The sequence below is a fragment of the Pseudomonas entomophila genome, from assembly GCF_018417595.1.
GTDB lineage: Bacteria > Pseudomonadota > Gammaproteobacteria > Pseudomonadales > Pseudomonadaceae > Aquipseudomonas > Aquipseudomonas entomophila_C.
Map to the genome: position 1 here is coordinate 4,729,433 of NZ_CP070982.1, position 23,754 is coordinate 4,753,186.

At 64.4% G+C, this 23,754-nt stretch carries 19 protein-coding genes; 13 read left to right on the top strand and 6 right to left on the bottom strand.

The window, feature by feature from the left end; translation table 11 throughout:
- Nucleotides 1–56: 56 nt before the first annotated feature.
- The gene (locus tag JYG34_RS20685; RefSeq protein ID WP_213658112.1) at nt 57–1,694 is read right to left on the bottom strand and encodes a 5-guanidino-2-oxopentanoate decarboxylase; all 1,638 of its coding nucleotides are present in this window, start codon (nt 1,692–1,694) and stop codon (nt 57–59) included.
- A 112-nt stretch (nt 1,695–1,806) separates the two neighbouring features.
- Between JYG34_RS20685 and JYG34_RS20690 the strand changes: the two genes are divergently transcribed.
- Nucleotides 1,807–2,673, top strand: a complete 867-nt coding sequence (locus JYG34_RS20690) for a LysR substrate-binding domain-containing protein (protein ID WP_213658113.1) — start codon at nt 1,807–1,809, stop codon at nt 2,671–2,673.
- Between the two features lie 72 nt (nt 2,674–2,745).
- On the opposite strand, the gene JYG34_RS20695 is transcribed toward JYG34_RS20690, so the two are convergent.
- Both JYG34_RS20695 and JYG34_RS20700 read right to left on the bottom strand, forming a co-directional pair.
- Nucleotides 2,746–3,360 (bottom strand): NAD(P)-dependent oxidoreductase, encoded by a 615-nt coding sequence (locus tag JYG34_RS20695; protein WP_213658114.1) that lies wholly within the window; start codon nt 3,358–3,360, stop codon nt 2,746–2,748.
- 29 nt (nt 3,361–3,389) lie between these two features.
- Entirely contained in the window at nt 3,390–4,265 is an 876-nt protein-coding gene (locus tag JYG34_RS20700; protein WP_213658115.1) for an MBL fold metallo-hydrolase, read from the bottom strand.
- Nucleotides 4,266–4,368: 103 nt separating this feature from the next.
- Here JYG34_RS20700 and JYG34_RS20705 point away from each other — a divergent pair, with 103 nt between their 5' ends.
- Nucleotides 4,369–5,280, top strand: a complete 912-nt coding sequence (locus JYG34_RS20705; RefSeq protein WP_213658116.1) for a LysR family transcriptional regulator — start codon at nt 4,369–4,371, stop codon at nt 5,278–5,280.
- Nucleotides 5,281–5,593: 313 nt separating this feature from the next.
- Here JYG34_RS20705 and JYG34_RS20710 read toward each other — a convergent pair whose 3' ends face one another.
- On the bottom strand, nt 5,594–6,463 hold the full coding sequence (locus JYG34_RS20710; protein ID WP_213658117.1) for an isocitrate lyase/PEP mutase family protein: 870 nt from the start codon (nt 6,461–6,463) through the stop codon (nt 5,594–5,596).
- Nucleotides 6,464–6,823: 360 nt separating this feature from the next.
- On the opposite strand from JYG34_RS20710, the gene JYG34_RS20715 reads away from it, so the two are divergent.
- The gene (locus tag JYG34_RS20715) at nt 6,824–8,275 is read left to right on the top strand and encodes an MDR family MFS transporter (protein ID WP_213658118.1); all 1,452 of its coding nucleotides are present in this window, start codon (nt 6,824–6,826) and stop codon (nt 8,273–8,275) included.
- A gap of 108 nt (nt 8,276–8,383) precedes the next feature.
- Here JYG34_RS20715 and JYG34_RS20720 read toward each other — a convergent pair whose 3' ends face one another.
- A complete protein-coding gene (locus JYG34_RS20720) occupies nt 8,384–9,016 on the bottom strand; it encodes a TetR family transcriptional regulator (protein ID WP_213658119.1) in 633 nt (210 codons plus the stop codon).
- A gap of 257 nt (nt 9,017–9,273) precedes the next feature.
- On the opposite strand from JYG34_RS20720, the gene ttgA reads away from it, so the two are divergent.
- The 5 genes from ttgA to JYG34_RS20745 all read left to right on the top strand — a co-directional run bounded on the left by ttgA (nt 9,274) and on the right by JYG34_RS20745 (nt 17,704).
- Nucleotides 9,274–10,428, top strand: coding sequence for a toluene efflux RND transporter periplasmic adaptor subunit TtgA (gene ttgA, locus JYG34_RS20725; RefSeq protein WP_011535416.1), 1,155 nt, complete (start codon nt 9,274–9,276; stop codon nt 10,426–10,428).
- Nucleotides 10,429–10,431: 3 nt separating this feature from the next.
- Nucleotides 10,432–13,584, top strand: a complete 3,153-nt coding sequence (gene ttgB, locus JYG34_RS20730; RefSeq protein WP_213658120.1) for a multidrug efflux RND transporter permease subunit TtgB — start codon at nt 10,432–10,434, stop codon at nt 13,582–13,584.
- Nucleotides 13,581–15,026 (top strand): AdeC/AdeK/OprM family multidrug efflux complex outer membrane factor, encoded by a 1,446-nt coding sequence (locus JYG34_RS20735; protein WP_213658121.1) that lies wholly within the window; start codon nt 13,581–13,583, stop codon nt 15,024–15,026. The genes ttgB and JYG34_RS20735 overlap by 4 nt, the downstream gene beginning before the upstream one ends.
- A gap of 246 nt (nt 15,027–15,272) precedes the next feature.
- Nucleotides 15,273–16,526: an OprD family porin gene (locus tag JYG34_RS20740; protein ID WP_213658122.1), complete on the top strand. Its 1,254-nt coding sequence runs from the start codon at nt 15,273–15,275 to the stop codon at nt 16,524–16,526.
- Between the two features lie 194 nt (nt 16,527–16,720).
- Nucleotides 16,721–17,704, top strand: a complete 984-nt coding sequence (locus tag JYG34_RS20745) for a LysR family transcriptional regulator (RefSeq protein ID WP_213658123.1) — start codon at nt 16,721–16,723, stop codon at nt 17,702–17,704.
- Here the strand turns inward: JYG34_RS20745 and JYG34_RS20750 are convergent.
- A complete protein-coding gene (locus tag JYG34_RS20750) occupies nt 17,604–18,290 on the bottom strand; it encodes a Crp/Fnr family transcriptional regulator (protein ID WP_213658124.1) in 687 nt (228 codons plus the stop codon). The genes JYG34_RS20745 and JYG34_RS20750 overlap by 101 nt on opposite strands.
- Before the next feature lie 90 nt (nt 18,291–18,380).
- Between JYG34_RS20750 and JYG34_RS20755 the strand changes: the two genes are divergently transcribed.
- From JYG34_RS20755 to cmoB, 5 genes are all read left to right on the top strand, one after another.
- Nucleotides 18,381–18,905, top strand: a complete 525-nt coding sequence (locus JYG34_RS20755; RefSeq protein ID WP_213658125.1) for a DUF962 domain-containing protein — start codon at nt 18,381–18,383, stop codon at nt 18,903–18,905.
- Between the two features lie 98 nt (nt 18,906–19,003).
- Nucleotides 19,004–21,424, top strand: a complete 2,421-nt coding sequence (gene lon, locus JYG34_RS20760; protein WP_213658126.1) for an endopeptidase La — start codon at nt 19,004–19,006, stop codon at nt 21,422–21,424.
- 125 nt (nt 21,425–21,549) lie between these two features.
- Entirely contained in the window at nt 21,550–21,942 is a 393-nt protein-coding gene (locus JYG34_RS20765; RefSeq protein WP_213658127.1) for a protease inhibitor I42 family protein, read from the top strand.
- Between the two features lie 89 nt (nt 21,943–22,031).
- Nucleotides 22,032–22,775: a carboxy-S-adenosyl-L-methionine synthase CmoA gene (gene cmoA, locus JYG34_RS20770; protein WP_213658128.1), complete on the top strand. Its 744-nt coding sequence runs from the start codon at nt 22,032–22,034 to the stop codon at nt 22,773–22,775.
- Nucleotides 22,772–23,728: a tRNA 5-methoxyuridine(34)/uridine 5-oxyacetic acid(34) synthase CmoB gene (cmoB, locus tag JYG34_RS20775; RefSeq protein ID WP_213658129.1), complete on the top strand. Its 957-nt coding sequence runs from the start codon at nt 22,772–22,774 to the stop codon at nt 23,726–23,728. Before cmoA ends, cmoB begins: the two co-directional genes overlap by 4 nt.
- The last annotated feature ends 26 nt before the right edge of the window (nt 23,729–23,754 follow it).

Here is a 23,754-nt window from a genome sequence, read left to right on the forward strand (position 1 = left end):
CTCTTCGTAGGAGCCGGCTTGCCGGCGAATCGCAGGCGCAGCCTTTGCAGCAATCATCAGCCCTGCACCGCCCGCTGCCACTCACCCTGGTCCACCTGGATCAATGTCGGCCCCTTGCGCTCCACTGCCCGGCCCAATGCAGCCTGCAACTGCGCCACATCGGCGACGTTCTCCGCCTCTGCCCCCAACGCCCGCGCCACCCCGATGAAATCCGGCGTGTGGATATCCACACCGACCGGTTCGATGGCCCGGTTGACCATGTATTTCTTGATTTCCTCGTACCCCTGGTTGTTCCACAGCAGCACGATCAGCGGCACCTGGGCCTCCACCGCGCTGGCCAGTTCCGGCAGGGTGAACTGCAAGCCCCCATCGCCGATCAGGCAGACCGAAGGTGCGCGTTTGGCAGGCACCTCGCTACTGCCCAGCCACGCCCCCATGGCTGCCGGCAAGGCATAACCGAGCGTGCCGTAGCCAGTGGAAGCATTGAACCAGCGACGCGGCCGGGCCATGTCCAGGGTCAGGTTGCCGGTGTACACCGGCTGAGTCGAATCCCCCACCAGGATGGCCTCGGGCAATGCCTCCAGGATGCTGGTCAACAGACGTGTCTGGCTCAGGGTCGGTTGGTCCCAGGTCGCGGCATTGTCCTGGCGCAGGCGAGCGGCGCGGGCTGCCCCCCAACTGGCGTCACGCGGTGGTTGCGCCTGCAATTGCAGTGCAACCAGCAGGGCCTCGGTCGCTTGCTCGGCATCGGCGACCAGCGCCAGCTCCGGCAGGTAGTTGCGTACCGTCTGGTCAGGGTCGATATCGATACGCAGCAAGCTGCCTGGAATTTCGAAACCGCCCTTGAAGGTCACGTCGTAATCGGTCTCGGCCAGCTCGGTGCCGATGGCCAGCACCACATCGGCCTCGGCGACCAGCGCGCGGGTGGCCGAAAGGGTCTGGGTCGAGCCTATCTGCAATGGATGCTGTGCCGGCAACAGGCCCTTGGCGTTGATGGTCAACGCCACCGGTGCCTGAAGATGCTCTGCCAGCAAGAGGAGTGCGTCGCCTGCCGCCAGGGCACCGCCCCCGGCAAGAATCAGCGGGCGGCGCGCCTTGGCCAGGCGCGTCGCCATCTGCTGCACGGCCAGCGGCGCTGCGCCGGCTCGGGCGGTGCGCACCGGGCGACCTGGCAACAGGTGATCGGCTGGCTCGACCAGCACGTCCAGCGGAATCTCGATATGCACCGGCCTTGGCCGCGCACCGTCGAACACGGCGAAGGCGCGGGCCATCACCTGGGGCAGGTCGTCGGCGCTCATCAGCGTCTGCGAGAACGCCGCCACGCCAGCCACCAGGGCGGACTGGTTGGGCAACTCATGCAGCTTGCCGCGCCCGCCACCGAGCTGGTCGCGGGACTGCACGCTGGAAATGACCAGCATGGGAATCGAGTCGGCGTAGGCCTGGCCCATGGCGGTGGTGATGTTGGTCATGCCCGGGCCGGTGATGATGAAGCACACCCCCGGCTTGCCACGGGTACGCGCGTAGCCGTCGGCCATGAACCCGGCGCCCTGCTCGTGGCGTGGGGTGACATGGCGGATCGAAGACGCCGCCAGCCCACGGTAGAGCTCCACGGTATGCACGCCAGGAATGCCGAAGACATGGTCCACACCATAGCCTTCGAGGAGTTTGACCAGCACTTCGCCACAGGTTGCCATCGCCGAATACCCTATTCTTGTTGAAAACGGTGTTCATGGAACCAAGCGGCGGCTACCGCCACAATGCAAAAAAACACATACTAGCCATGACCTCATCTCATGGCTTATCACGATGAAACGCCTTCCCCCCCTCCCCGCCTTGCATACCTTCCTGGTCACCGCGCAGCACTGCAATTTCACCCGTGCCGCGCAGCAGTTGCATATCACCCAGGGAGCGGTCAGCCGGCAGATCGCCGGTTTGGAAGAGCATCTGGGCTACTCCCTGTTCCAGCGCCAGGCCCGTGGCCTGGCCCTGACGCGCGAAGGCCAGGACTGGCTGCCCCGGGTGCAGCAGGTCTTCGCCCTGATCGAGCAAGGTGTACGCGAGGTGGGCGGGCGCAGCACGACATTGCAACTCAAGGCCCCCACCTGCGTAATGCGCTGGCTGTTGCCGCGCCTGATGGAATGGCAGGCCCTGCGCCCGGACGTACCGGTAGAGCTGACCACCACGGTGCAGCATGGCGTGGACTTTCGCCGGGAAGGTTTCGACGCGGCGGTGGTCTATGGCGCCGAGCCCAATCATGGGCTGCAGGTACGCAAGCTGTTCGACGAGCAGCTCACGCCGGTCTGCGCGCCCTCACTGTCGAACGCCCCCTTGCACCTGCAGGATCTGGCGAGGCACATGCTGCTGCACCCGTCGCGGGACGAGCATGACTGGCGGCTGTGGTTGCAGGCGGCGGGTGCCACATTCGAGCCTGTGGGGCCGAAGCAGCATTTCGAGACGCTGGACATGGCGATGGCCATGGCTTGGCAAGGGACGGGGATCGCCATCGGCGATTTCTCGCTGATTGGCGACGACCTGCAAGCCGGGCGGTTGTGCATGCCGTTTGGGCTTAAGGTGAGGACCGGGAAAGGGTATTACCTGGTGAGCCCGTCGAAGACCATGCCGGCGGGGTTGGTCGAACTGATCGAGTGGCTCCAGGAACGCGCCCGATCATGACATCGATCGCGGGGCAAGCCCGCTCCCACGTTACTCTGCGTGGGAGTGGGCTTGCCCCGCGATGCAGACGACTCAATAGCCGACGGTGAACCGCGCCCGCGAATGCGCTGGTTTCTCCAACTCGTCAATCATCGCGATCGCATAGTCGGCAAAGGTGATCCAGCTCTTGCCATCGGCGCCGATCAGCAGGTGATCCTTGCCCAGCTTGTAATGCCCGGTGCGCTCACCCTCGACGAACTCCGCCGATGGTGAGAGGAAGGTCCAGTCCAGCGACGGCTCCTGGCGCAACGTGTCGAGGAAACGCACCCCAGCAGTGGCCTCGGCCTTGTAGGCCTCGGGGAAGTCCGGGCTGTCGATCACCCGGTGCCCGGAAGGCAGCAGCAGGCTACCGGCACCGCCCACCACCAGCAGGCGCTTCACCCCGGCGCGCTTGACCGGCTCGATGATGGCGTGGGGTTCGATCGTGGAGAAGTGCGCCGCGCTCAACACCGCGTCACAACCGCTCGCCGCAGCCTGCAGGGCAGCACTGTCCTTGGCATCCAGCGCCTTGACGGTCACACCTTCACGGCCTTGCAGCTTCGACGGATCCCGGGCGATGGCCACCACCTCATGGCCGCGACGCCGCGCCTCTTCCAGCAACTGGCTGCCTGCGCGCCCGGTGGCGCCGATGATTGCAATCTTGCTCATGGGAAACACTCCAGCAGGTTGATTAGGGGTTACCACTGCATCTCGCCCTTGGCGACCTTGGCACCCAATTCCAGGGAGCTGTCTTCACCAAGGTTCGGGTAGCGCTGCTTCATTGCCGCGATCAGGGCGTCGGCGTTGGTTGCCTTGGCCGCCTCGGCATCGAAGTCACGAATGTAGCCGGCGGTGAAGCGCACCGCTTCCAGCGAGCGGCTGCTGTCACCCAGGTAGTGACCCGGGATGACGGTACGCGGCGCCAGCTTCTCGATGTTGGCCAAAGTGTTCAGCCAGTCGGTGTGGGATTGCGCGCTCTGGGTGTCGGCCATCCACACGTGGATGTGCTCCGATACCACCACGCCACCGACCACTGCCTTGATCGAGGGAATCCAGACGAAGCTGCGGTCCGGCTGCGGGCCGTCCAGGCCAACGACTTCCAGTGCCTGGCCTTCCAGCTCCAGGCGATTGCCGTCGAGGACCTGTGGCAATACCAGCTTCGCCGGCTTGTCGGTGCCCATCTGCGGGCCCCAGTAGGCCAGCTTGCCCTCCATGGTCTTGCGAATGTGCTCGACGGTCGCGGCCGAAGCGACCACCCGGGCCTTGGGGAACGCCTGGGTGACAGTGTCCAGGCCGAAATAGTAGTCCGGGTCGCCATGGCTGATGTAGATGGTGGTCAGCTGCTTGCCGCTCTTGCGCAGGCGTTCCACCACCTGTTCGGCCTGGCCCTTGCCGAACTGGGCATCGACCAGAATGGCGTCGCGGGCACCACTGACGATCACCGACGAGACCGGGAACAGCGCTTCATGGCCAGGGTTGTACACGTCGAGCTTGAGCGGTTCGGCGGCGATCGCCTGGCCGGCAAGGGCGGCAAGGCCCAGGAGCAGACCACGCAGGGGGGTGAACAGAGACATTGGCAATTCCTGTGTGCGAGTTGATGACGGCAAGCTTAGTTGCCCGAACCAATACAAAAAATGCGATGCTTCGACATAGTTTGTTTCTAAAATCGGACAGATCATGGACCGCCTCAACGCCATGCGCGTATTCGTCACCGTCGTCGACCTGGGTAGCCAGTCGGCGGCGGCAGATCATCTGGAGCTATCACGGCCGGTGGTGTCGCGCTACCTGGCAGAGCTGGAAGACTGGGTCGGCGCGCGACTTATGCAGCGCACCACCCGCAAGCTCAGCCTGACTGCTGCTGGACTCGAGACGCTGCCACGCTGTCGCCAGATGCTGGAGCTGGCCGGCGACCTGCAGAACGCCGTGCGCCAGCCGGACGATGCCCCACGGGGCGAGTTGCGTATCAGCGTCAGCACCTCGTTCGGCCAGGCCCAACTGGTGGAAGCGCTGGCCGCCTACGTCAAGCGCTACCCTGGTGTGAAGGTGGAGTTGCAGATGCTCGACCGTACCGTCAACCTGGTGGATGAACGTATCGACCTGGCGATCCGCACCAGCAACGATATCGACCCCAACCTGATCGCCCGACGCCTGAGCGTGTGCCGTTCAGTGGTCTGCGCCTCACCGGCCTACCTGCGCGAGCACGGCACGCCACTGCGGGTCGAGGAACTGAGCGGGCATAACTGCCTGACCCATGCCTACTTCGGCCATAGCCTCTGGCATTTCGAAGTGAATGGGCAAAGTGTCACGGTACCGGTGCAAGGCAACATCAGCGCCAACGAAGCCATGACCCTGCAGAAGGCCGCCCTGGCCAGTGCCGGCATCGCCATGCTGCCGACCTACCAGGCGGCCCCGGCACTGCGCAGTGGCGAGCTGGTGCGCTTGCTGCCCGAGGCGCGGCCACGGGAACTGACCCTCAATGCGGTGTACACCTCGCGCAAGCACATGCCGGCGACGCTGCGCAGCATGCTGGATTTCCTGGCACAGCGGTTCGGCGATGAACCGGAGTGGGATCAGGGGTTGGGGGTTTGACGCCGACCCTTTCAAGATGTTCGACGGAATAAATGCAGCGCCTGTTAGACCGAGCGCCGCCTGCGCGGCGCATCGCGGATAAATCCGCTCCTACGTCTATTGCAACGTACCGCGCCTGTGAGGCCATGGTTGCCTGCCTTGGCGCAAGGCTTGAGACAGGTGGGGCAGCGACAGAGGTAGCCGAAAACCAACCATGGCCACATTGCAACGAATGTAGGAGCGGATTTATCCGCGATGCGCCGCGCAGGCGGCGCTCGATCTCATGCGCACTGCAAAACCAGCACAGTTACGTGGATCGGCCACACCACGCTTGTCATTCCTCGACGCTCATGTACTCCTTCGCCCAGCGAATGTAGTCCTCGGGCTGGGTGTAGGTGTGCGAGAGTTCGGTGGCGTTCAGGCTATCGGATTTATGCTGCAGGCCACGCTGCAGGCGCAGGCAGTCGTAGGTGGCCTTGATCGCGGCGAAATAGGCGGCATGGCCATCGACCACGACACGCACGCCCAGGCGCGCCAGGCGCTCGTCGTCACGCAGGTTCGGGTTGGCGTAGGTTACCAGCATCAGCGGCACGCTCAGGTGCTCGGCGATCTGCTCCAGTTGCTCGAAATCCTTCACCCCGACCATGCAGATACCATCGGCACCGGCCTTCTGGTAGCTCTGGGTGCGGACAATGATTTCCTCGGTGCTCAGCACGCCGGCATTGGTTCGGGCAATGATCGCCAGCGCGCTGTCCACGCGCGCCTCCAGCGCCGCGCGGATCTTGCCCACGCCCTCCTCCACCGAAATCAGGTCGGTGGACTTGCGCCCGAACTGGGCTGGCAACAGCGTATCCTCGATGGTCAACCCGGCAACGCCAGCGCGTTCCAGCTCAATGACCGTACGCATCACATTGAGCGCATTGCCATAGCCATGGTCGGCGTCGGCGAGCACCGGCAACTGGGCGACGCGGCCAATACGGGTGGCTTGCTCGACGAATTCGCTGAGGGTGATCAGGGCAAAGTCAGGCGCGGCCAGCACCTGCAACGAGGCGACCGAGCCACCGAGGATACCGACTTCGAACCCCAGGTCCGCGGCAATGCGCGCGGACATCGGGTCGAAGACCGATGCGGTGTGATAGCACGAACCTGACGCGAGCAGTTCGCGGAAGGCAAAACGCAGATCGTGGTGGGAAGCCTTGGGCATGATCACTCCGCTTGCAATGAGAAATGGTGAACGGCTGACAACCGACCCCTGTATCGGGTCTACCTGACTGTTCCAACCGTCGCCATCAGGGCGGTCATGCTCGACATGCAGGCAGAGGAATAGAAGGTGTGGACATACAGCGACGCGAAACCCTGTGGCAAATTGCTGCACCACACTGGTGCAAGCCCCGGATTTCAGCCTCTGCGGCCCTGCCACGATATCACGCGCCCATGCAGCTCTGGATGAATGTGCCAATGCCGATCTTGCATAGGGGATGCATGTAGTACATAGGAAGCTACCTAACTCAGGTTACAATCAGACCACTTCAAACCGGCAATACCACCCCAACAAGGTACTCCCGTGACTGCCGCCCTGCCCCCCACCGTCCTGCGCAGTGTCCTGACCGCCCTGATGCTGGCGATCTTCCTCGGCGCCCTCGACCAGACCATCGTCGCCGTGTCCCTGCCGGCCATTTCCGCGCAGTTCGACGATGTCGGCCTGCTGGCCTGGGTCATCTCCGGCTACATGGTGGCCATGACCATCGCTGTGCCGATCTACGGCAAGCTCGGCGACCTGTACGGTCGGCGCCGGATGATCCTCACCGGCACCGCGCTGTTCACCCTGGCCTCGGTGGCCTGTGGCCTGGCCCAGGACATGCCGCAGCTGGTCATGGCGCGGGTGCTCCAGGGCATCGGCGCCGGCGGCATGGTGTCGGTGAGCCAGGCGATCATCGGCGACTTCGTGCCACCGCGCGAACGTGGCCGCTACCAGGGCTATTTCAGCAGCATGTACGCCCTGGCCAGCGTCGCCGGGCCGGTGCTGGGCGGCTGGTTGACCGAATACCTGTCGTGGCGCTGGGTGTTCTGGATCAACCTGCCGCTGGGGCTGGTGGCCCTGTGGGTGATCCATCGCGCCCTGGATGGCCTGTCGGTGAAACGCCGCGAAGCGCAGGTGGACTACCTGGGCGCGGTGTTGATGATCATAGGGCTGGGCAGCCTGTTGCTGGGCATCACCCTGGTCGGCCAGGGGCATGCCTGGTCGTCGACGCAAGTATTGGCACTGCTGGGCTGCGCGCTGCTCGGGTTGCTGGTGTTCGTGGCCCACGAGCGGCGCTGCGGCGAACCGCTGCTCCCCATGACGCTATTCGACAACCGGGTCGCGGTGCTGTGCTGGTGCGTGATCTTCTTCGCCAGCTTCCAGTCGATTTCGCTGACCATGCTGATGCCGCTGCGCTTTCAGGGCATCACCGGCGCCGGCGCCGACATCGCAGCGCTGCACCTGTTGCCCCTGGCCATGGGGTTGCCGATTGGCGCTTTCACCGGCGGGCGCATGACCAGCCGCACCGGACGCTACAAACCACAGATCCTGACCGGCGCCCTGCTGATGCCAGTGACCATCGCCGCCATGGCCCTGACACCACCACAGTCGAGCCTGTTGAGCGCGCTGTTCATGTTGCTGACCGGAATTGCCTGCGGGCTGCAGTTCCCCACTTCACTGGTGGGCACGCAGAACTCGGTGGCCATGAAGGATATCGGCGTGGCCACCAGCACCACCAACCTGTTCCGCTCGCTGGGCGGGGCGATGGGCGTGGCGTGCATGTCCAGCCTGTTGTTGGCGCTGCTGCACCAGGGTGGGTTCGAGATGCTGGGCAACCCGCTGCTGGGCAGCCTCAAGGCCGGTGAAGCGGACCCTGCGACCCAGGCCCGGCTGCTGGAAACGTTCAGGCATCTGTTGCTGGCGAGCGCGGGCGCCTCGCTGATTGGCCTGCTTGCGGCACTGGCATTGCCAGACAGGCAATTGCGCGGCCATTGAGCCCCCGCAAAAACCTGTAGGAGCCAGCCTTGCTGGCTCCTACAGGGGCACGCGTAATGTCTGCTTAAGGGTGAGGAGAAACACTTCCTCACAATCATTCACAAAGTGTTATTTGCGCAGGCCTGGGCTCAGGCGCAGCATATCCAGCCCGGTGTCGACCCATTTTTCAACATCGTGCAGCAGGTCGAAGCTGTCCGGCAGCAACAACCAGCGCCCGATCAGGCCATCGACATAAGCAAAGATGGCCACCGCACCACGCTCGATATCGAGGTCGGCAGGCAACTGCTCGCGGCGCACGGCGTTGGCCAGCGCCAGGGCCACGCTCTCATGGCAGTCCAGCACCGCACCCTGGCGCTGCTGGCGAATCTCACACATGTCGTCGGTGAACTCGCACTTGTGATGCAGAATTTCATTGATACGCCGGGTCCGCGCATCGAGCACCAGCTCGTTGAACACTTGCAGCAGCAGCTTGCGCATGCAGCCAAGCGGGTCAAGTTCATCCTCGCTTTCACTGGCCCGGGCCAGGTGGTCGTGTGTTTCGTGCAGGCTGTCGAGCAATGCCTGCACCAGTTCAGCCTTGTTGCTGAAATGCCAGTAGATCGCGCCACGGGTCACGCCCGCCAGCTCGGCGATATCGGCCAGGGTGGTGCGCGCGACCCCGCGCTTGTAGAAGGCCTTTTCCGCCGCCTCGATGATCTGGGCACGGGTTTCCTGGGCTTCTTCTTTGGTACGACGGACCATGGCAGCACAACCTCATCAGGCCCCGCGCGCTCGCATGGCGGGCGGGAATCGGGCCGGGGCTGGCTTTTTCAGGGCAGCTCCCGGGAATCTTCGAGCGATCCGCGGCGGTAAGTTTGCTTCCACTCGCGGTATTTACAAACAAGCATGAATGTAAGTATATTCGGTAGCAAGCTATTTATCCACCGGATAGCGTTTTTCCTACAAGACTCTTCCACTATATTCTTGAGCTCCCCTGCTCCTGCGACCCGAGGATCCTCATGCAATTCAAGCCAGCCGTAACCGCCCTGGTTTCCGCCGTGGCCCTGGCAACCCTGCTCAGTGGCTGTAAGAAAGAGGAAGCCGCGCCAGCGCCACAGGCTCCTCAGGTCGGCGTCGTGACCGTGCAACCGCAAGCCTTCACCCTGACCTCGGAACTGCCGGGGCGCACCAGCGCCTACCGCGTGGCCGAAGTCCGTCCGCAGGTGAACGGCATCATTCTCAAGCGCCTGTTCAAGGAAGGCACCGACGTGAAGGAAGGGCAGCAGCTCTACCAGATCGACCCGGCCGTCTACGAGGCCACCCTGGCCAACGCCCAGGCCAACCTCCAGGCTACCCGCTCGCTGGCCGAGCGCTACAAGCAACTGATCGACGAGCAAGCCGTCTCCAAGCAGGAGTACGACGACGCCAATGCCAAACGATTGCAGGCTGAAGCGTCGCTCAAGAGCGCGCAGATCGACCTGCGCTACACCAAGGTGCTGGCCCCGATCAGCGGCCGCATCGGTCGTTCCTCGGTCACCGAAGGCGCCCTGGTGAACAATGGCCAGACCAACGCCATGGCCACCATCCAGCAGCTCGACCCGATCTACGTCGACGTCACCCAGTCCACCGCCGAGCTGCTCAAGCTGCGTCGTGACCTGGAAGGCGGCCAACTGCAGAAGGCCGGCGACAACGCCGCCCAGGTACAGCTGGTGCTGGAAGACGGCAGCCTGTTCAAGCAACAGGGTCGCCTGGAGTTCTCCGAAGTCGCGGTCGACGAGACCACCGGCTCCGTCACCCTGCGCGCCATCTTCCCCAACCCCGACCACACCCTGCTGCCCGGCATGTTCGTCCATGCGCGGCTCAAGGCCGGGGTCAACGCCAACGCCATCCTTGCCCCGCAACAGGGCGTGACCCGCGACCTCAAGGGCGCGCCGACCGCGCTGGTGGTCAACCAGGAGAACAAGGTCGAACTGCGCCAGCTCAAGGCCAGCCGCACCCTGGGCAGCGACTGGCTGATCGAGGAAGGCCTGAACCCGGGCGACCGCCTGATCACCGAAGGGCTGCAGTTCGTGCGCCCGGGCGTCGAGGTCAAGGTCAGCGAAGCCACCAACGTCAAGAAGCCGGCCGGCCCTGCTCAGGCCAACACGGCGAAAGCAGACGCCAAAGCGGAGTAAACCATGTCGAAGTTCTTTATCGATCGCCCGATCTTTGCCTGGGTGATCGCCCTGGTGATCATGCTGGTCGGCGCCTTGTCGATCCTGAAGCTGCCGATCAACCAGTACCCGAGCATCGCCCCGCCGGCCATCGCCATCTCCGTCACTTATCCTGGCGCCTCGGCGCAGACGGTGCAGGACACCGTGGTGCAGGTGATCGAGCAACAGCTCAACGGTATCGACAACCTGCGTTATGTGTCGTCGGAAAGCAACTCCGACGGCAGCATGACCATCACCGCCACCTTCGAGCAGGGCACCAACTCCGACACCGCGCAGGTCCAGGTTCAGAACAAGCTGAACCTGGCCACCCCGCTGCTGCCGCAGGAAGTACAGCAGCAAGGTATCCGCGTCACCAAGGCCGTGAAGAACTTCCTGCTGGTGATCGGCCTGGTGTCCGAAGACGGCAGCATGAGCAAGGACGACCTGGCCAACTACATCGTCTCCAACATGCAGGACCCGATTTCGCGGACCGCTGGCGTGGGTGACTTCCAGGTGTTCGGTGCGCAATACGCCATGCGTATCTGGCTGGATCCGGCCAAGCTGAACAAGTTCCAGCTGACCCCGGTCGACGTGCGCACCGCCGTGGCCGCGCAGAACGTCCAGGTCTCGTCCGGCCAGCTCGGCGGCCTGCCGGCACTGCCCGGTACCCAGCTCAACGCCACCATCATCGGCAAGACCCGCCTGCAGACCGCCGAGCAGTTCGAGAAGATCCTGCTCAAGGTCAACAACGACGGCTCCCAGGTACGCCTGGGCGATGTCGCCACGGTCGGCCTGGGCGGCGAGAACTACGCCATCAGCGCCCAGTACAACGGCATGCCGGCCTCGGGCCTGGCGGTCAAGCTGGCCACCGGCGCCAACGCCCTGGACACCGCCAAGGCGCTGCGCACGACCATCAGCGACCTGGAGCCGTTCTTCCCACCGGGCGTGAAAGCCGTATTCCCGTATGACACCACCCCAGTGGTCACCGAGTCGATCAGCGGGGTGATTCACACCCTGATCGAGGCCGTGGTCCTGGTGTTCCTGGTGATGTACCTGTTCCTGCAGAACTTCCGCGCCACCATCATCACCACCATGACCGTGCCGGTGGTACTGCTGGGTACCTTCGGCATCCTCGCCGCCGCGGGCTTCAGCATCAACACCCTGACCATGTTCGCCATGGTCCTGGCCATCGGCTTGCTGGTGGACGACGCCATCGTCGTGGTGGAGAACGTCGAGCGGGTCATGTCCGAGGAAGGGTTGCCGCCCAAGGAAGCGACCAAGCGTTCCATGGAACAGATCCAGGGCGCGCTGGTCGGTATCGCCCTGGTGCTGTCGGCGGTACTGCTGCCAATGGCCTTCTTCGGCGGCTCCACCGGTGTGATCTATCGCCAGTTCTCCATCACCATCGTCTCGGCCATGGGCCTGTCGGTGCTGGTGGCGCTGATCTTCACCCCGGCCCTGTGCGCCACCATGCTCAAGCCGCTGAAGAAGGGCGAGCACCATGTGGCCAAGCGTGGCTTCTTCGGCTGGTTCAACCGTAACTTCGACCGCAGTGTTGTCGGCTACGAGCGCAGCGTCGGCGCGATCTTGCGCAACAAGATCCCGTTCCTGCTGGCCTACGCCCTGATCGTGGTCGGCATGATCTGGCTGTTCGCCCGTATCCCCACCGCGTTCCTGCCGGAAGAAGACCAGGGCGTGCTGTTCGCCCAGGTGCAGACCCCGGCCGGTTCCAGTGCCGAGCGCACGCAAGTGGTGGTCGACCAGATGCGCGAGTACCTGCTCGACAAGGAAGCCGACACCGTGGCATCGGTGTTCACCGTCAACGGCTTCAACTTCGCCGGCCGTGGCCAGAGTTCGGGCATGGCGTTCATCATGCTCAAGCCTTGGGACGAGCGCTCGAAGGAGAACAGTGTGTTCGCCCTCGCCCAGCGCGCGCAGATGCATTTCTTCAGCTTCCGCGACGCGATGGTGTTCGCCTTCGCCCCGCCGGCGGTACTCGAACTGGGTAACGCCACCGGCTTCGACGTGTTCCTCCAGGACCGCGCCGGCGTCGGCCACGCGAAACTGATGGAAGCGCGCAACCAGTTCCTGGCCAAGGCCGCGCAGAGCAAGATCCTCAGCGCTGTTCGCCCGAACGGCCTGAACGACGAGCCGCAGTACCAGCTGACCATCGACGACGAACGCGCCAGTGCCCTGGGCGTGACCATCGCCGACATCAACAACACCCTGTCGATCGCCCTGGGTGGCAGCTACGTCAACGACTTCATCGACCGTGGTCGGGTCAAGAAGGTGTACATCCAGGGCGAGCCGAACTCGCGGATGAGCCCGGAAGACCTGCAGAAGTGGTACGTGCGCAATGGCAAGGGCGAGATGGTGCCGTTCTCCTCCTTCGCCAAAGGCGAATGGAGCTACGGCTCGCCCAAGCTGTCGCGCTACAACGGCGTGGAAGCGGTCGAGATCCTCGGCACCCCGGCCCCGGGCTACAGTACCGGCGAGGCCATGGCCGAAGTCGAGCGCATCGCCGGCGAGCTGCCAACCGGCATCGGCTACTCCTGGACCGGCATGTCCTATGAGGAAAAACTCTCCGGCTCGCAGATGCCGGCGCTGTTCGCCCTCTCGGTGCTGTTCGTGTTCCTGTGCCTGGCGGCCCTGTACGAAAGCTGGTCGATTCCGATCGCGGTGGTGCTGGTAGTGCCATTGGGTATCATCGGTGCCCTGCTCGCCACCAGCCTGCGCGGTTTGTCCAACGACGTGTACTTCCTGGTCGGCCTGCTGACCACGATCGGCCTGGCGGCGAAGAACGCCATCCTGATCGTCGAGTTCGCCAAGGAACTGCACGAGCAAGGCCGCAGCCTGTACGACGCGGCGATCGAGGCGTGCCGCATGCGTCTGCGCCCCATCATCATGACCTCGCTGGCGTTCATCCTCGGCGTGGTACCGTTGACCATCGCCAGCGGCGCCGGCGCGGGCAGCCAGCACGCCATCGGCACCGGTGTGATCGGCGGCATGATCAGTGCGACCGTGCTTGCAATCTTCTGGGTACCGCTATTCTTCGTCGCAGTGTCGTCGCTGTTCGGCAGCAAAGAACCGAAAGCGCACGCCACCCCTGAAACTCCACGTTATGAGGCTGGGCAATGACCAAGTCTTTGTTGTCCCTGGCGGTAACCGCCTTCATTCTCGGCGGCTGCTCGCTGATCCCCGACTACCAGGCGCCTGAGGCGCCGGTGGCCGCGCAGTGGCCGCAAGGCCCCGCGTACTCGCCGACCGAATCGGCCAACGTCGCCGCCGCCGAGCAGGGCTGGCGCCAGTTCTTCCACGACCCGGCGCTGCAGCAGCTGATTCAGTCGTCGCTGGAAAACAACCGCGACCTGCGTGTCGCGGCGCTGAACATCGATGCCTACCGCGCGCAATACCGCATCCAGCGCGCCGACCTGTTCCCGGCGGTATCGGCCAATGGCAGCGGTAGCCGCCAGCGGGTGCCGGCGAACATGTCGCAGACCGGCGAAGCGAACATCACCAGCCAGTATTCGGCCACCCTGGGTGTCAGCTCTTACGAGCTGGACCTGTTCGGTCGCGTGCGCAGCCTGACGGAACAGGCCCTGGAGACCTACCTCTCCAGCGAGCAGGCGCGCCGCTCCACGCAGATCAGCCTGGTGGCCAGCGTGGCCAACGCCTATTACACCTGGCAAGCCGACCAGGCGCTGCTCAAGCTGACCGAAGAAACGCTCAAGACGTACGAAGAGAGCTACAACCTGACCCGCCGCAGCAATGAGGTGGGCGTGGCTTCGGCCCTGGACCTGAGCCAGGCCCGTACCGCGGTCGAAGGCGCGCGGGTCAAGCTGTCGCAGTACCAGCGCCTGGTCGCCCAGGACCTGAACAGCCTGACCGTGCTGGTGGGCACTGGCGTGCCGGCCAGCCTGCCGAAACCGCTGGAGCTCAACGCCGACCAACTGGCCGAAGTGCCGGCCGGCCTGCCGTCCGACATCCTCCAGCGTCGTCCGGACATCCAGGAGGCCGAACACCTGCTCAAGGCCGCCAACGCCAATATCGGCGCCGCCCGCGCGGCGTTCTTCCCGAGCATCAGCCTGACCGCCAACGCCGGTACCCTGAGCCCGGACATGGGCGGGCTGTTCAAGGGTGGTTCGGGCACCTGGCTGTTCCAGCCGCAGATCAACCTGCCGATCTTCAACGCCGGCAGCCTGAAGGCGAGCCTGGACTACTCGAAGATCCAGAAGGACATCAACGTCGCCAAGTACGAAAAGACCATCCAGACCGCCTTCCAGGAAGTCGCCGATGGCCTGGCCGCACGCAAGACGTTCGAAGAGCAGCTGCAGGCGCAACGCGACCTGGTGGCGGCGAACCAGGACTACTACCGCCTGGCCGAGCGCCGCTACCGCATCGGTATCGACAGCAACCTGACCTTCCTCGACGCCCAGCGCAACCTGTTCAGTGCCCAGCAGGCGCTGATCAGCGACCGCCTGTCGCAGCTGGTCAGCGAGGTCAACCTGTACAAGGCCCTCGGTGGCGGCTGGTACGAACAGACCCAGCAACAGGCTTCGATCCAGACACCAAAAGGCTGATTGGCCTGGTAACAGCATCAAGCCCACCCTCGCGGTGGGCTTTTTGTTTTCAGCTGCCCCGCGATAGGGCCTGCGTACATTACGTTCGATAATCGCCCGGTTCCGCTTGAGGCGAATTGCCTCACCCCCGCCCTGCCCCGCACCATCGCCCTCGCAACGTTGCACAGCTCTCACAAATGAAGCCAGGCCCTGCGGCCCGCACCCGCAGCGCCCCAGCTCGCCCAATAAAAACAAGAGACCCAAGCGATGAGCACTTTGCACCCCGCACGCCAGCTGTTGCCCGGCCTGTTGGCCCTGTCCTGCGCCGTCCCCACCCTGGCCGCCGAAGGCGGATTCGTGGAAGACGCCAAGGCCAGCCTCAACCTGCGCAACTTCTACATCAACCGCAACTTCGTCGACCCGGCCAACCCCCAGGGCAAGGCCGAGGAATGGACCCAAAGCTTCATCCTCGACGCCCGCTCCGGCTTCACCCAGGGCACCGTCGGCTTCGGCGTGGACGTGCTGGGGCTGTATTCGCTCAAGCTCGATGGCGGCAAGGGCACGGCCGGTACCCATCTGCTGCCCGTGCATGACGACGGTCGCCCGGCGGATGATTTCGGCCGGCTGGGCGTGGCGCTCAAGACTCGCCTGTCACAGACCGAACTGAAGGTCGGCGAATGGATGCCGGTGCTGCCGATCCTGCGCTCCGACGATGGCCGCTCGTTGCCACAGACCTTCCGTGGTGGCCAGCTCACTTCACGGGAGCTCGACGGCCTGACCCTCTACGCCGGCCAGTTCCGCGGCAACAGCCCGCGCAACGACGCGAGCATGGAAGACATGTTCATGCAGGGCCGCGCCGACATCACCTCCGACCGCTTCAACTTTGCCGGTGGCGAATACACCTTCAACGACAAACGCACGATGCTCGGCCTGTGGAACGCCCAGCTCAAGGATATCTACCGCCAGCAGTACGTGAACCTGGTGCACAGCCAGCCCCTGGGCGAGTGGACCCTCGGCGCCAACCTCGGCTACTTCCTGGGCAAGGAGGACGGCAGCGCCCGCGCCGGCGACCTGGACAACCGCACCGCCTCGGCCATGCTCTCGGCGCGCTACAAAGGGCATACCTTCTATCTCGGCCTGCAGAAGGTCAGCGGCGACGATGCCTGGATGCGGGTCAACGGCACCAGCGGCGGCACCCTCGCCAACGACAGCTACAACGCCAGTTTCGACAACGCCCAGGAGCGCTCGTGGCAGCTGCGCCATGATTTCAACTTCGTCACGGTCGGGATTCCCGGGCTGACCTTGATGAACCGCTATATCAAGGGCGACAACGTGCACACCCGTACGGTGGACGACGGCAGGGAGTGGGCACGGGAAACGGAGCTGGCCTACGTAGTGCAGTCCGGGACCTTCAAGGACCTGTCGGTGAAGTGGCGCAACTCGACCATGCGCCGGGATTTCAGTACCAATGCGTTCGATGAGAACCGGGTGATCGTGAGTTATCCGTTGAATCTGATGTAGCCGGCTCTGGCCCTTTCGCGGGTAAACCCGCTCCCACGGGGATATCGCTGAACCTGTGGGAGCGGGTTTACCCGCGAAAGGGCCGGCAGCCCTAAAAAGAACAAAAAAGAATATATAAATCAAATAACATTCTTTGACGCTATATAAGACAACCCGCTAAAACCGAGCCCTGATCTCCGCACCCGAGCCCGAGCATGGACCTCCGCCAACTGCGCTATTTCATCGCCCTCACCGAATACCGCAGTTTCGTCCGCGCCGCCGAAGCCATGGGCATCACTCAACCGGCCTTCAGCCGTGCCATCCAGAACCTCGAGCAAACCCTCGGCTGCAGCCTGGTCGATCGCGGCAACAAGGCCCTGCCGCCCACCCCGGAAGGCCAGGTGGTGCTGCAACACGCCCGACGCCTGGTGCAGGGCGCGGCTCAGCTGAACAACGAAGTGCTGCAAATGACCAAGCTCGATGCCGGCGAGCTGCATTTCGGCAGTGGCCCCGCGCTGGCCGTGCACCTGGTGCCACAAGCGTTGCAGCACTTCATCGAGCATCATCCGGGAATCCGCACAGCCTTGGTGGTCGATAATGCCGAACGCCTTGGCCAAGCATTGCGCCGCGAACAGATCGAGTTCTTCGTCGATGACATTCGCCCATTCGAAGCCGACCCAAACTTCCACACCGAATCACTGAAACCACGGCCCGGCCTGTTCTTCTGCCGCCCCGAACACCCTTTGCTGGCCAAGGACAGCCTGTCGACCAACGACCTGTTCGCCTACCCGCTGGCCAGTGCCCTGCTCGCGCCCGGTGTGCGCAAACGCCTGGCCAACCTCAGCGGGCGCAGCGACTTCACCCCGCACTTGCAGACCGAGCACCTGGCGGTGCTGCGCAGCGTAGTGCTGGCCAGCGATGCGATCGGCACCGCCAGCGAGGAGGCCGTCAGCGAGGACCTGGCCGCTGGCCGCCTGGTGCGCCTGCATTGGCGCAACCTGCCCCCGGGGCTGGAAGTGTTGAGCGTACGCTGCGGGGTGATCAGCCGCAGTGGCTATCGCCTGTCACCCGCCGCCCGGGCGATGATCGATACGCTGGTCAGCCTGGATGCTGCGCCATCGCCCGCAGGCGCGGCGCATCGAGAATCTCCACCTCGCCGTAGCCCAGGCGCACAACGCCGGCCTGTTCGAGGCTCCTGAGGATCTGGTTGATGGTCTGGCGCGACAGCGAAAGCATCAGTGCCAACTGCTCCTGGGAAAGCTGCAGGCGCCACTGCGGCACATCCCGCTCGCCATAGCCCTCGGCGATCTGCAACAGCCGGTGAGCCAGGCGCGGCGCTGCCGCCAGCAAGCTCTGCTGCTCCAGGGCAACGAACACCCAGCGCAATTTGTGGCTCATCAGCAGGGCCAGCTCGCGCCAGTGCCGGGGCTCGCGGTCGAGCCATTGCAGCAAGGGGGCCTGGGGTATCCATAGCAGCCGTGTCGCGCCTTCGGCGAAGGCGTCGTGGGTGCGCGGCTGGCCATCGAACAGGCTGATCTCGCCAAACCAGTTGGGCGCCTCGACCAGGGTCAACAACGCCTCCTTACCCTCACTGCTGACCGCCCCCACGCGCATTGCGCCGTCGAGCACCGCGTACAGGCCGCAGGGCGCGTCGCCACGCTGGAACAGGCACTGCCCGGGTGCCAGCTCGCGAAACCGGGCCAAGGCCAGCAGGCTATCCTGAACATGTGCGGGCAACTGCCGGAACCACTGGCCGTGCAACAGCTGGGGACGTGGATCGTGCATGACACCTCGCAAACGGACTCTGTCGGCCAGGCGACAGACGACGATGGATGATCGGGGCAAGCTGGCGTAACCCCGAACGGAGGAACAACAATGAAAAGCCTCGTCGAACACCTGAGTCAATACGCGGCCTATCACCGCGACCCACGCAACATCGCCACCCATTTCATCGGCATCCCGCTGATCGTGCTGGCAGTAAGCATCCTGCTGTCGCGGCCCGGCTGGGACGTGGGCGGCCTCTGGTTGTCGCCGGCCCTGCTACTGGCAACCTGGTCGGTGTGGTTCTACCTGCGCCTGGACACACGCTTCGGCCTGGTGATGGGGCTGCTGCTGGGCCTGTGCCTGTGGGCCGGCCAGGCATTGGCGGTACAGGCCACCGGGTTGTGGCTGAGCGCCGGCCTGGGCGCATTCGTACTGGGCTGGGTCATCCAGTTCGTCGGGCACTGGTATGAAGGGCGCAAGCCAGCGTTCGTCGACGACCTCAGCGGTTTGATCATCGGACCGCTGTTCGTGGTGGCGGAGCTGGCCTTCATGGTCGGCTTGTGCGGCGACTTGAAACGCGCCGTGGAAGCCAATGCCGGACCGGTGGCGGTGCGCCAGAAGAAAGCAGCGATCTGACACCTGCGGGCCGCTGCGCGGCCCTCCCCTTCGTCTACCATTGAAACCTGCCAACCACCGCCCCATCTAAGCACCATAGCCATTCACGCAGGTGCCCCATGAGCGACCAGCAGGATTTCCCGGAACGCCCCGACGAACACAGCGAAGTCGAACACCTCGATCCAGCGGCCAGCACCGGCCACCACCTCGCCCTGCCCGGCCAGCAACTGCCGGACAAGGTCTACGTGATCCCGATCCACAACCGCCCGTTCTTCCCCGCGCAAGTGTTGCCGGTGATCGTCAACGAAGAGCCCTGGGCCGAAACCCTCGACCTGGTGGCCAACACCCCGCACCGCTCGTTGGCGCTGTTCTTCATGGACACCCCGCCGGAAGACCACCGCCACTTCGACACCAAGGCGCTGCCTGAGTACGGCACCCTGGTAAAGGTGCACCACGCCAGCCGCGAAGGCGGCAAGCTGCAGTTCGTCGCCCAGGGCCTGACCCGGGTGCGCATCCGCACCTGGCTCAAGCACCATCGCCCGCCGTACCTGGTCGAGGTCGAATACCCGCGTCAGCCGGCCGAGCCCACCGACGAGGTGAAGGCCTACGGCATGGCGCTGATCAACGCGATCAAGGAACTGCTGCCGCTCAACCCGCTGTACAGCGAAGAGCTGAAGAACTACCTCAACCGCTTCAGCCCCAACGACCCCTCGCCGCTGACCGACTTCGCCGCCGCGCTGACCTCCGCCACCGGCAACCAGTTGCAGGAAGTGCTCGACTGCGTGCCCATGCTCAAGCGCATGGAAAAGGTCCTGCCGATGCTGCGCAAGGAGGTCGAGGTCGCCCGGCTGCAGAACGAGATTTCCGCTGAAGTGAACCGACAGATCGGCGAGCACCAGCGCGAGTTCTTCCTGAAAGAACAGCTCAAGGTCATCCAGCAGGAGCTGGGCCTGACCAAGGACGACCGCAGCGCCGACCTCGAGCAATTCCAGCAACGCCTTGAAGGCAAGACATTGCCCGAGCAGGCGCAAAAGCGCATCGACGAAGAGATGGGCAAACTGGCCATCCTCGAGACCGGCTCGCCGGAATATGCCGTGACCCGCAACTACCTGGAATGGGCCACCGCCCTGCCCTGGGGTATCCAGGGCAAGGACAAGCTCGACCTCAAGCACGCCCGCAAGGTGCTCGACCGCCACCACGCCGGCCTCGACGACATCAAGGAGCGCATCCTCGAGTTCCTCGCCGTCGGTGCCTGGAAAGGCGAGATCAGCGGCTCCATCGTGCTGCTGGTCGGCCCGCCCGGGGTGGGCAAGACCAGCATCGGTAGATCCATCGCCGAATCCCTGGGTCGGCCGTTCTATCGCTTCAGTGTCGGTGGCATGCGCGACGAGGCGGAGATCAAGGGCCACCGCCGCACCTACATCGGCGCCCAGCCCGGCAAGCTGGTGCAGGCGCTGAAGGAGGTCGAGGTGATGAACCCGGTGATCATGCTCGACGAAATCGACAAGATGGGCCAGAGCTACCAGGGCGATCCGGCCTCGGCGCTGTTGGAGACCCTGGACCCGGAGCAGAACGTCGACTTCCTCGACCACTACCTGGACCTGCGCCTGGACCTGTCCAAGGTGCTGTTCGTCTGCACCGCCAACACCCTCGACTCGATCCCCGGCCCCCTGCTCGATCGCATGGAAGTGATCCGCCTGTCCGGCTACATCACCGAAGAGAAGCTGGCGATCGCCAAGCGCCACCTGTGGCCCAAGCAGTTGGAGAAGGCCGGGGTCTCGAAAAACAGCTTGAGCATCAGTGACAGCGCCCTGCGCATGGTGATCGAGGGTTATGCCCGCGAGGCCGGCGTGCGCCAGTTGGAGAAACAGCTGGGCAAGCTGGTGCGCAAGTCGGTGGTCAAGCTGCTGGAAAACCCTGAGGCGAAAATCAAGATCGGCACCAAGGACCTCGAACCCGCCCTGGGCATGCCGGTGTTCCGCAGCGAGCAGGTGCTGGCCGGCAAGGGCGTCATCACTGGCCTGGCCTGGACCAGCATGGGCGGCGCTACCCTGCCGATCGAGGCCACCTCCATCCACACCCTCAACCGTGGCCTCAAGCTCACTGGCCAGTTGGGTGATGTGATGAAGGAATCGGCAGAAATCGCCTACAGCTATGTCAGCTCGAACCTTAAGCAGTTTGGCGGCACGCCGGGCTATTTCAATGAAGCCTTCATCCACCTGCACGTGCCCGAGGGCGCGACACCGAAAGACGGCCCCAGCGCCGGGGTCACCATGGCCAGCGCCCTGCTGTCGCTGGCCCGTGACCAGGTGCCGAAAAAAGGCGTGGCCATGACCGGCGAGCTGACCCTGACCGGCCAGGTGCTGCCGATTGGCGGGGTGCGCGAGAAGGTGATCGCCGCGCGGCGGCAGAAGATCTTCGAACTGATCCTGCCGGATGCCAATCGCGGGGACTTCGAGGAGCTGCCGGCGTACCTGAAGGAAGGGTTGACCGTACACTTCGCCAAGCGCTTCGCCGACGTGGCGAAAGTGTTGTTCTGACGCTGTGCGGGCTTGTTCGCCGGCAAGACGGCTGCTCATTAGGCGCCGGCTTGCCGGCGAGCAAGCCCGCACAAACGTCCACCTTCTTCGGTTATCCTCAGGCAACTTCAGCCTCAGGAGCCAACATGACCACCCTTCGTCTGCTCGTCCCCCTGGGCCTTGCGCTGCTCACCGCCTGCGCCCAGCACCCGCAACGCACCGTCGAACTGGACGCCGAGAGCGAATGCCCCCAGCGCCTGCAGGTCGGCCAAGGCATGACCCTGACCCTGCCCGGCAACCCCACCACCGGCTACCGCTGGCTGGTGCAGAACCCGGCCTCGGGCATCCTGCGCAGCCTCGGTCCTGAGGTATACAACGCCTCTGAAGCGTCGGGTGTCGTCGGCAGTGGCGGCCTTTCCACCTGGCGTTTCCAGGCCAAGGCCCCCGGGGAGGCTCACCTGATCCTGGTCTACCAGCAGCCCTGGGCCCCGGAAGTCCCCCCGGTGCAGACCTTCGATTGCGCCATCAAGGTCAAGTGAGGTCGCGGCGCCGGTCAGCCAGGCATGCAAGCTCGCCACGGTTTGGCTAGAATGCCGCCCCTCTGGATTGCAAGCCGCCTGGACCCACCGTGAGCAAAGAACCCGACCGCCTATTCGCCCAACCCCTGGAGCAGGTGCCCGACTTCGTCTTCAACGAAGACGTGGTGCAAGTGTTCCCGGACATGATCAAGCGCTCGGTGCCCGGTTACCCGACCATCGTCGAGAACCTGGGTGTGCTGGCCGCGCGCTTCGCCCAGCCACATTCCGCGCTATACGACCTGGGCGCCTCCCTGGGCGCGGTCAGCCAGTCGCTGCGCCGCCATGTGCGCAGCGACGGCTGCCGGGTGATCGCGGTGGACAATTCTGCGGCCATGGTCGAGCGCTGCCGCCAGTACCTCACCGCCCAGGACTCGATGTTCCAGGAGTTGCTACCGGTGCAGGTGCTGGAAGCCGATATCCTCACGCTGCCCCTCGAACCTGCCTCGGTGGTGGCGATGAACTTCACCCTGCAGTTCATCGCCCCCGAGCAACGCCTGGCGCTGCTCGGCCGCATCCGTCAGGCCTTGCTGCCGGGCGGTGCGCTGATTCTTTCGGAAAAATTACGTTTCGCCGACGACCAGGAACAGCAACTGCTCAACGAACTGCACCTGGACTTCAAGCGTGCCAATGGCTACAGCGAACTGGAAATCGCCCAGAAACGCAGTGCCATCGAGAACGTGATGAAACCCGACACCCTGGAGACCCACAAGGAGCGCCTGCGCGCCGCCGGCTTCAGCAAGGTCGTGCCGTGGTTCCAATGCCTCAACTTCGCCTCGCTGATAGCCCTGCCATGATCGATCTGTCCCCTCTCGTCCGCCGCCTGGCGGGCACGCCCCTCGCCACCTGGTCCCAAGGCCTGCAGGCACAACTGGAAGCCAAGCTGGAGAAAGGCCACGGCGATCTGGATCGCTGGCGCGGCGCCCTGGAGTCGCTTCCACAGCTGACACCAAGCCAAGTCGACCTCGTCGACGGCCTGCGCCTGGACTGCGACTGCGACGACGCCACCCGCGCACAGATGCATCAAGCGCTGATGGGCCTGTCGCCTTGGCGCAAGGGGCCGTTCGACCTGTTCGGCGTGCATGTGGACACCGAATGGCGCTCTGACTGGAAATGGTCACGGGTCGGCCCGCACCTGGACCTGAAGGGCAAACGCGTGCTCGACGTGGGTTGCGGCAACGGCTACTACCAATGGCGCATGCTCGGCGCCGGGGCCGACATGGTCATCGGCGTCGACCCCAACTGGCTGTTCTTCTGCCAGTTCCAGGCGGTGCAGCAGTACCTGCCCGACCTGCCAGCCTGGCACCTGCCGTTCGCCCTGGAAGACCTGCCGGCCAACCTCGAAGGCTTCGACACCGTGTTTTCGATGGGCGTGTTCTACCACCGTCGCTCGCCCATCGAACACTTGCTGGCGCTCAAGGACTGCCTGGTCAAGGGCGGCGAACTGGTGCTGGAGACCCTGGTGATCGAGGGCGACGAGAACCAGGTGCTGGTGCCGGAAGACCGTTACGCGCAGATGCGCAACGTCTGGTTCCTGCCCTCGGTGCCGGCGCTGGAGCGCTGGTTGCGCCGGGCCGGTTTCAGTGATGTGCGCTGCGTCGATGTCAGCGTCACCTCGGTCGAGGAGCAGCGCAGCACCGAGTGGATGCGCTACCAGTCGCTGGGCGACTTCCTCGACCCGAACGACCACGGCAAGACCGTCGAAGGCCTGCCGGCACCGCGCCGCGCCACGCTGCTGGCGCGCAAATAAAAAAGGCGCCCATCTGGGCGCCCGAA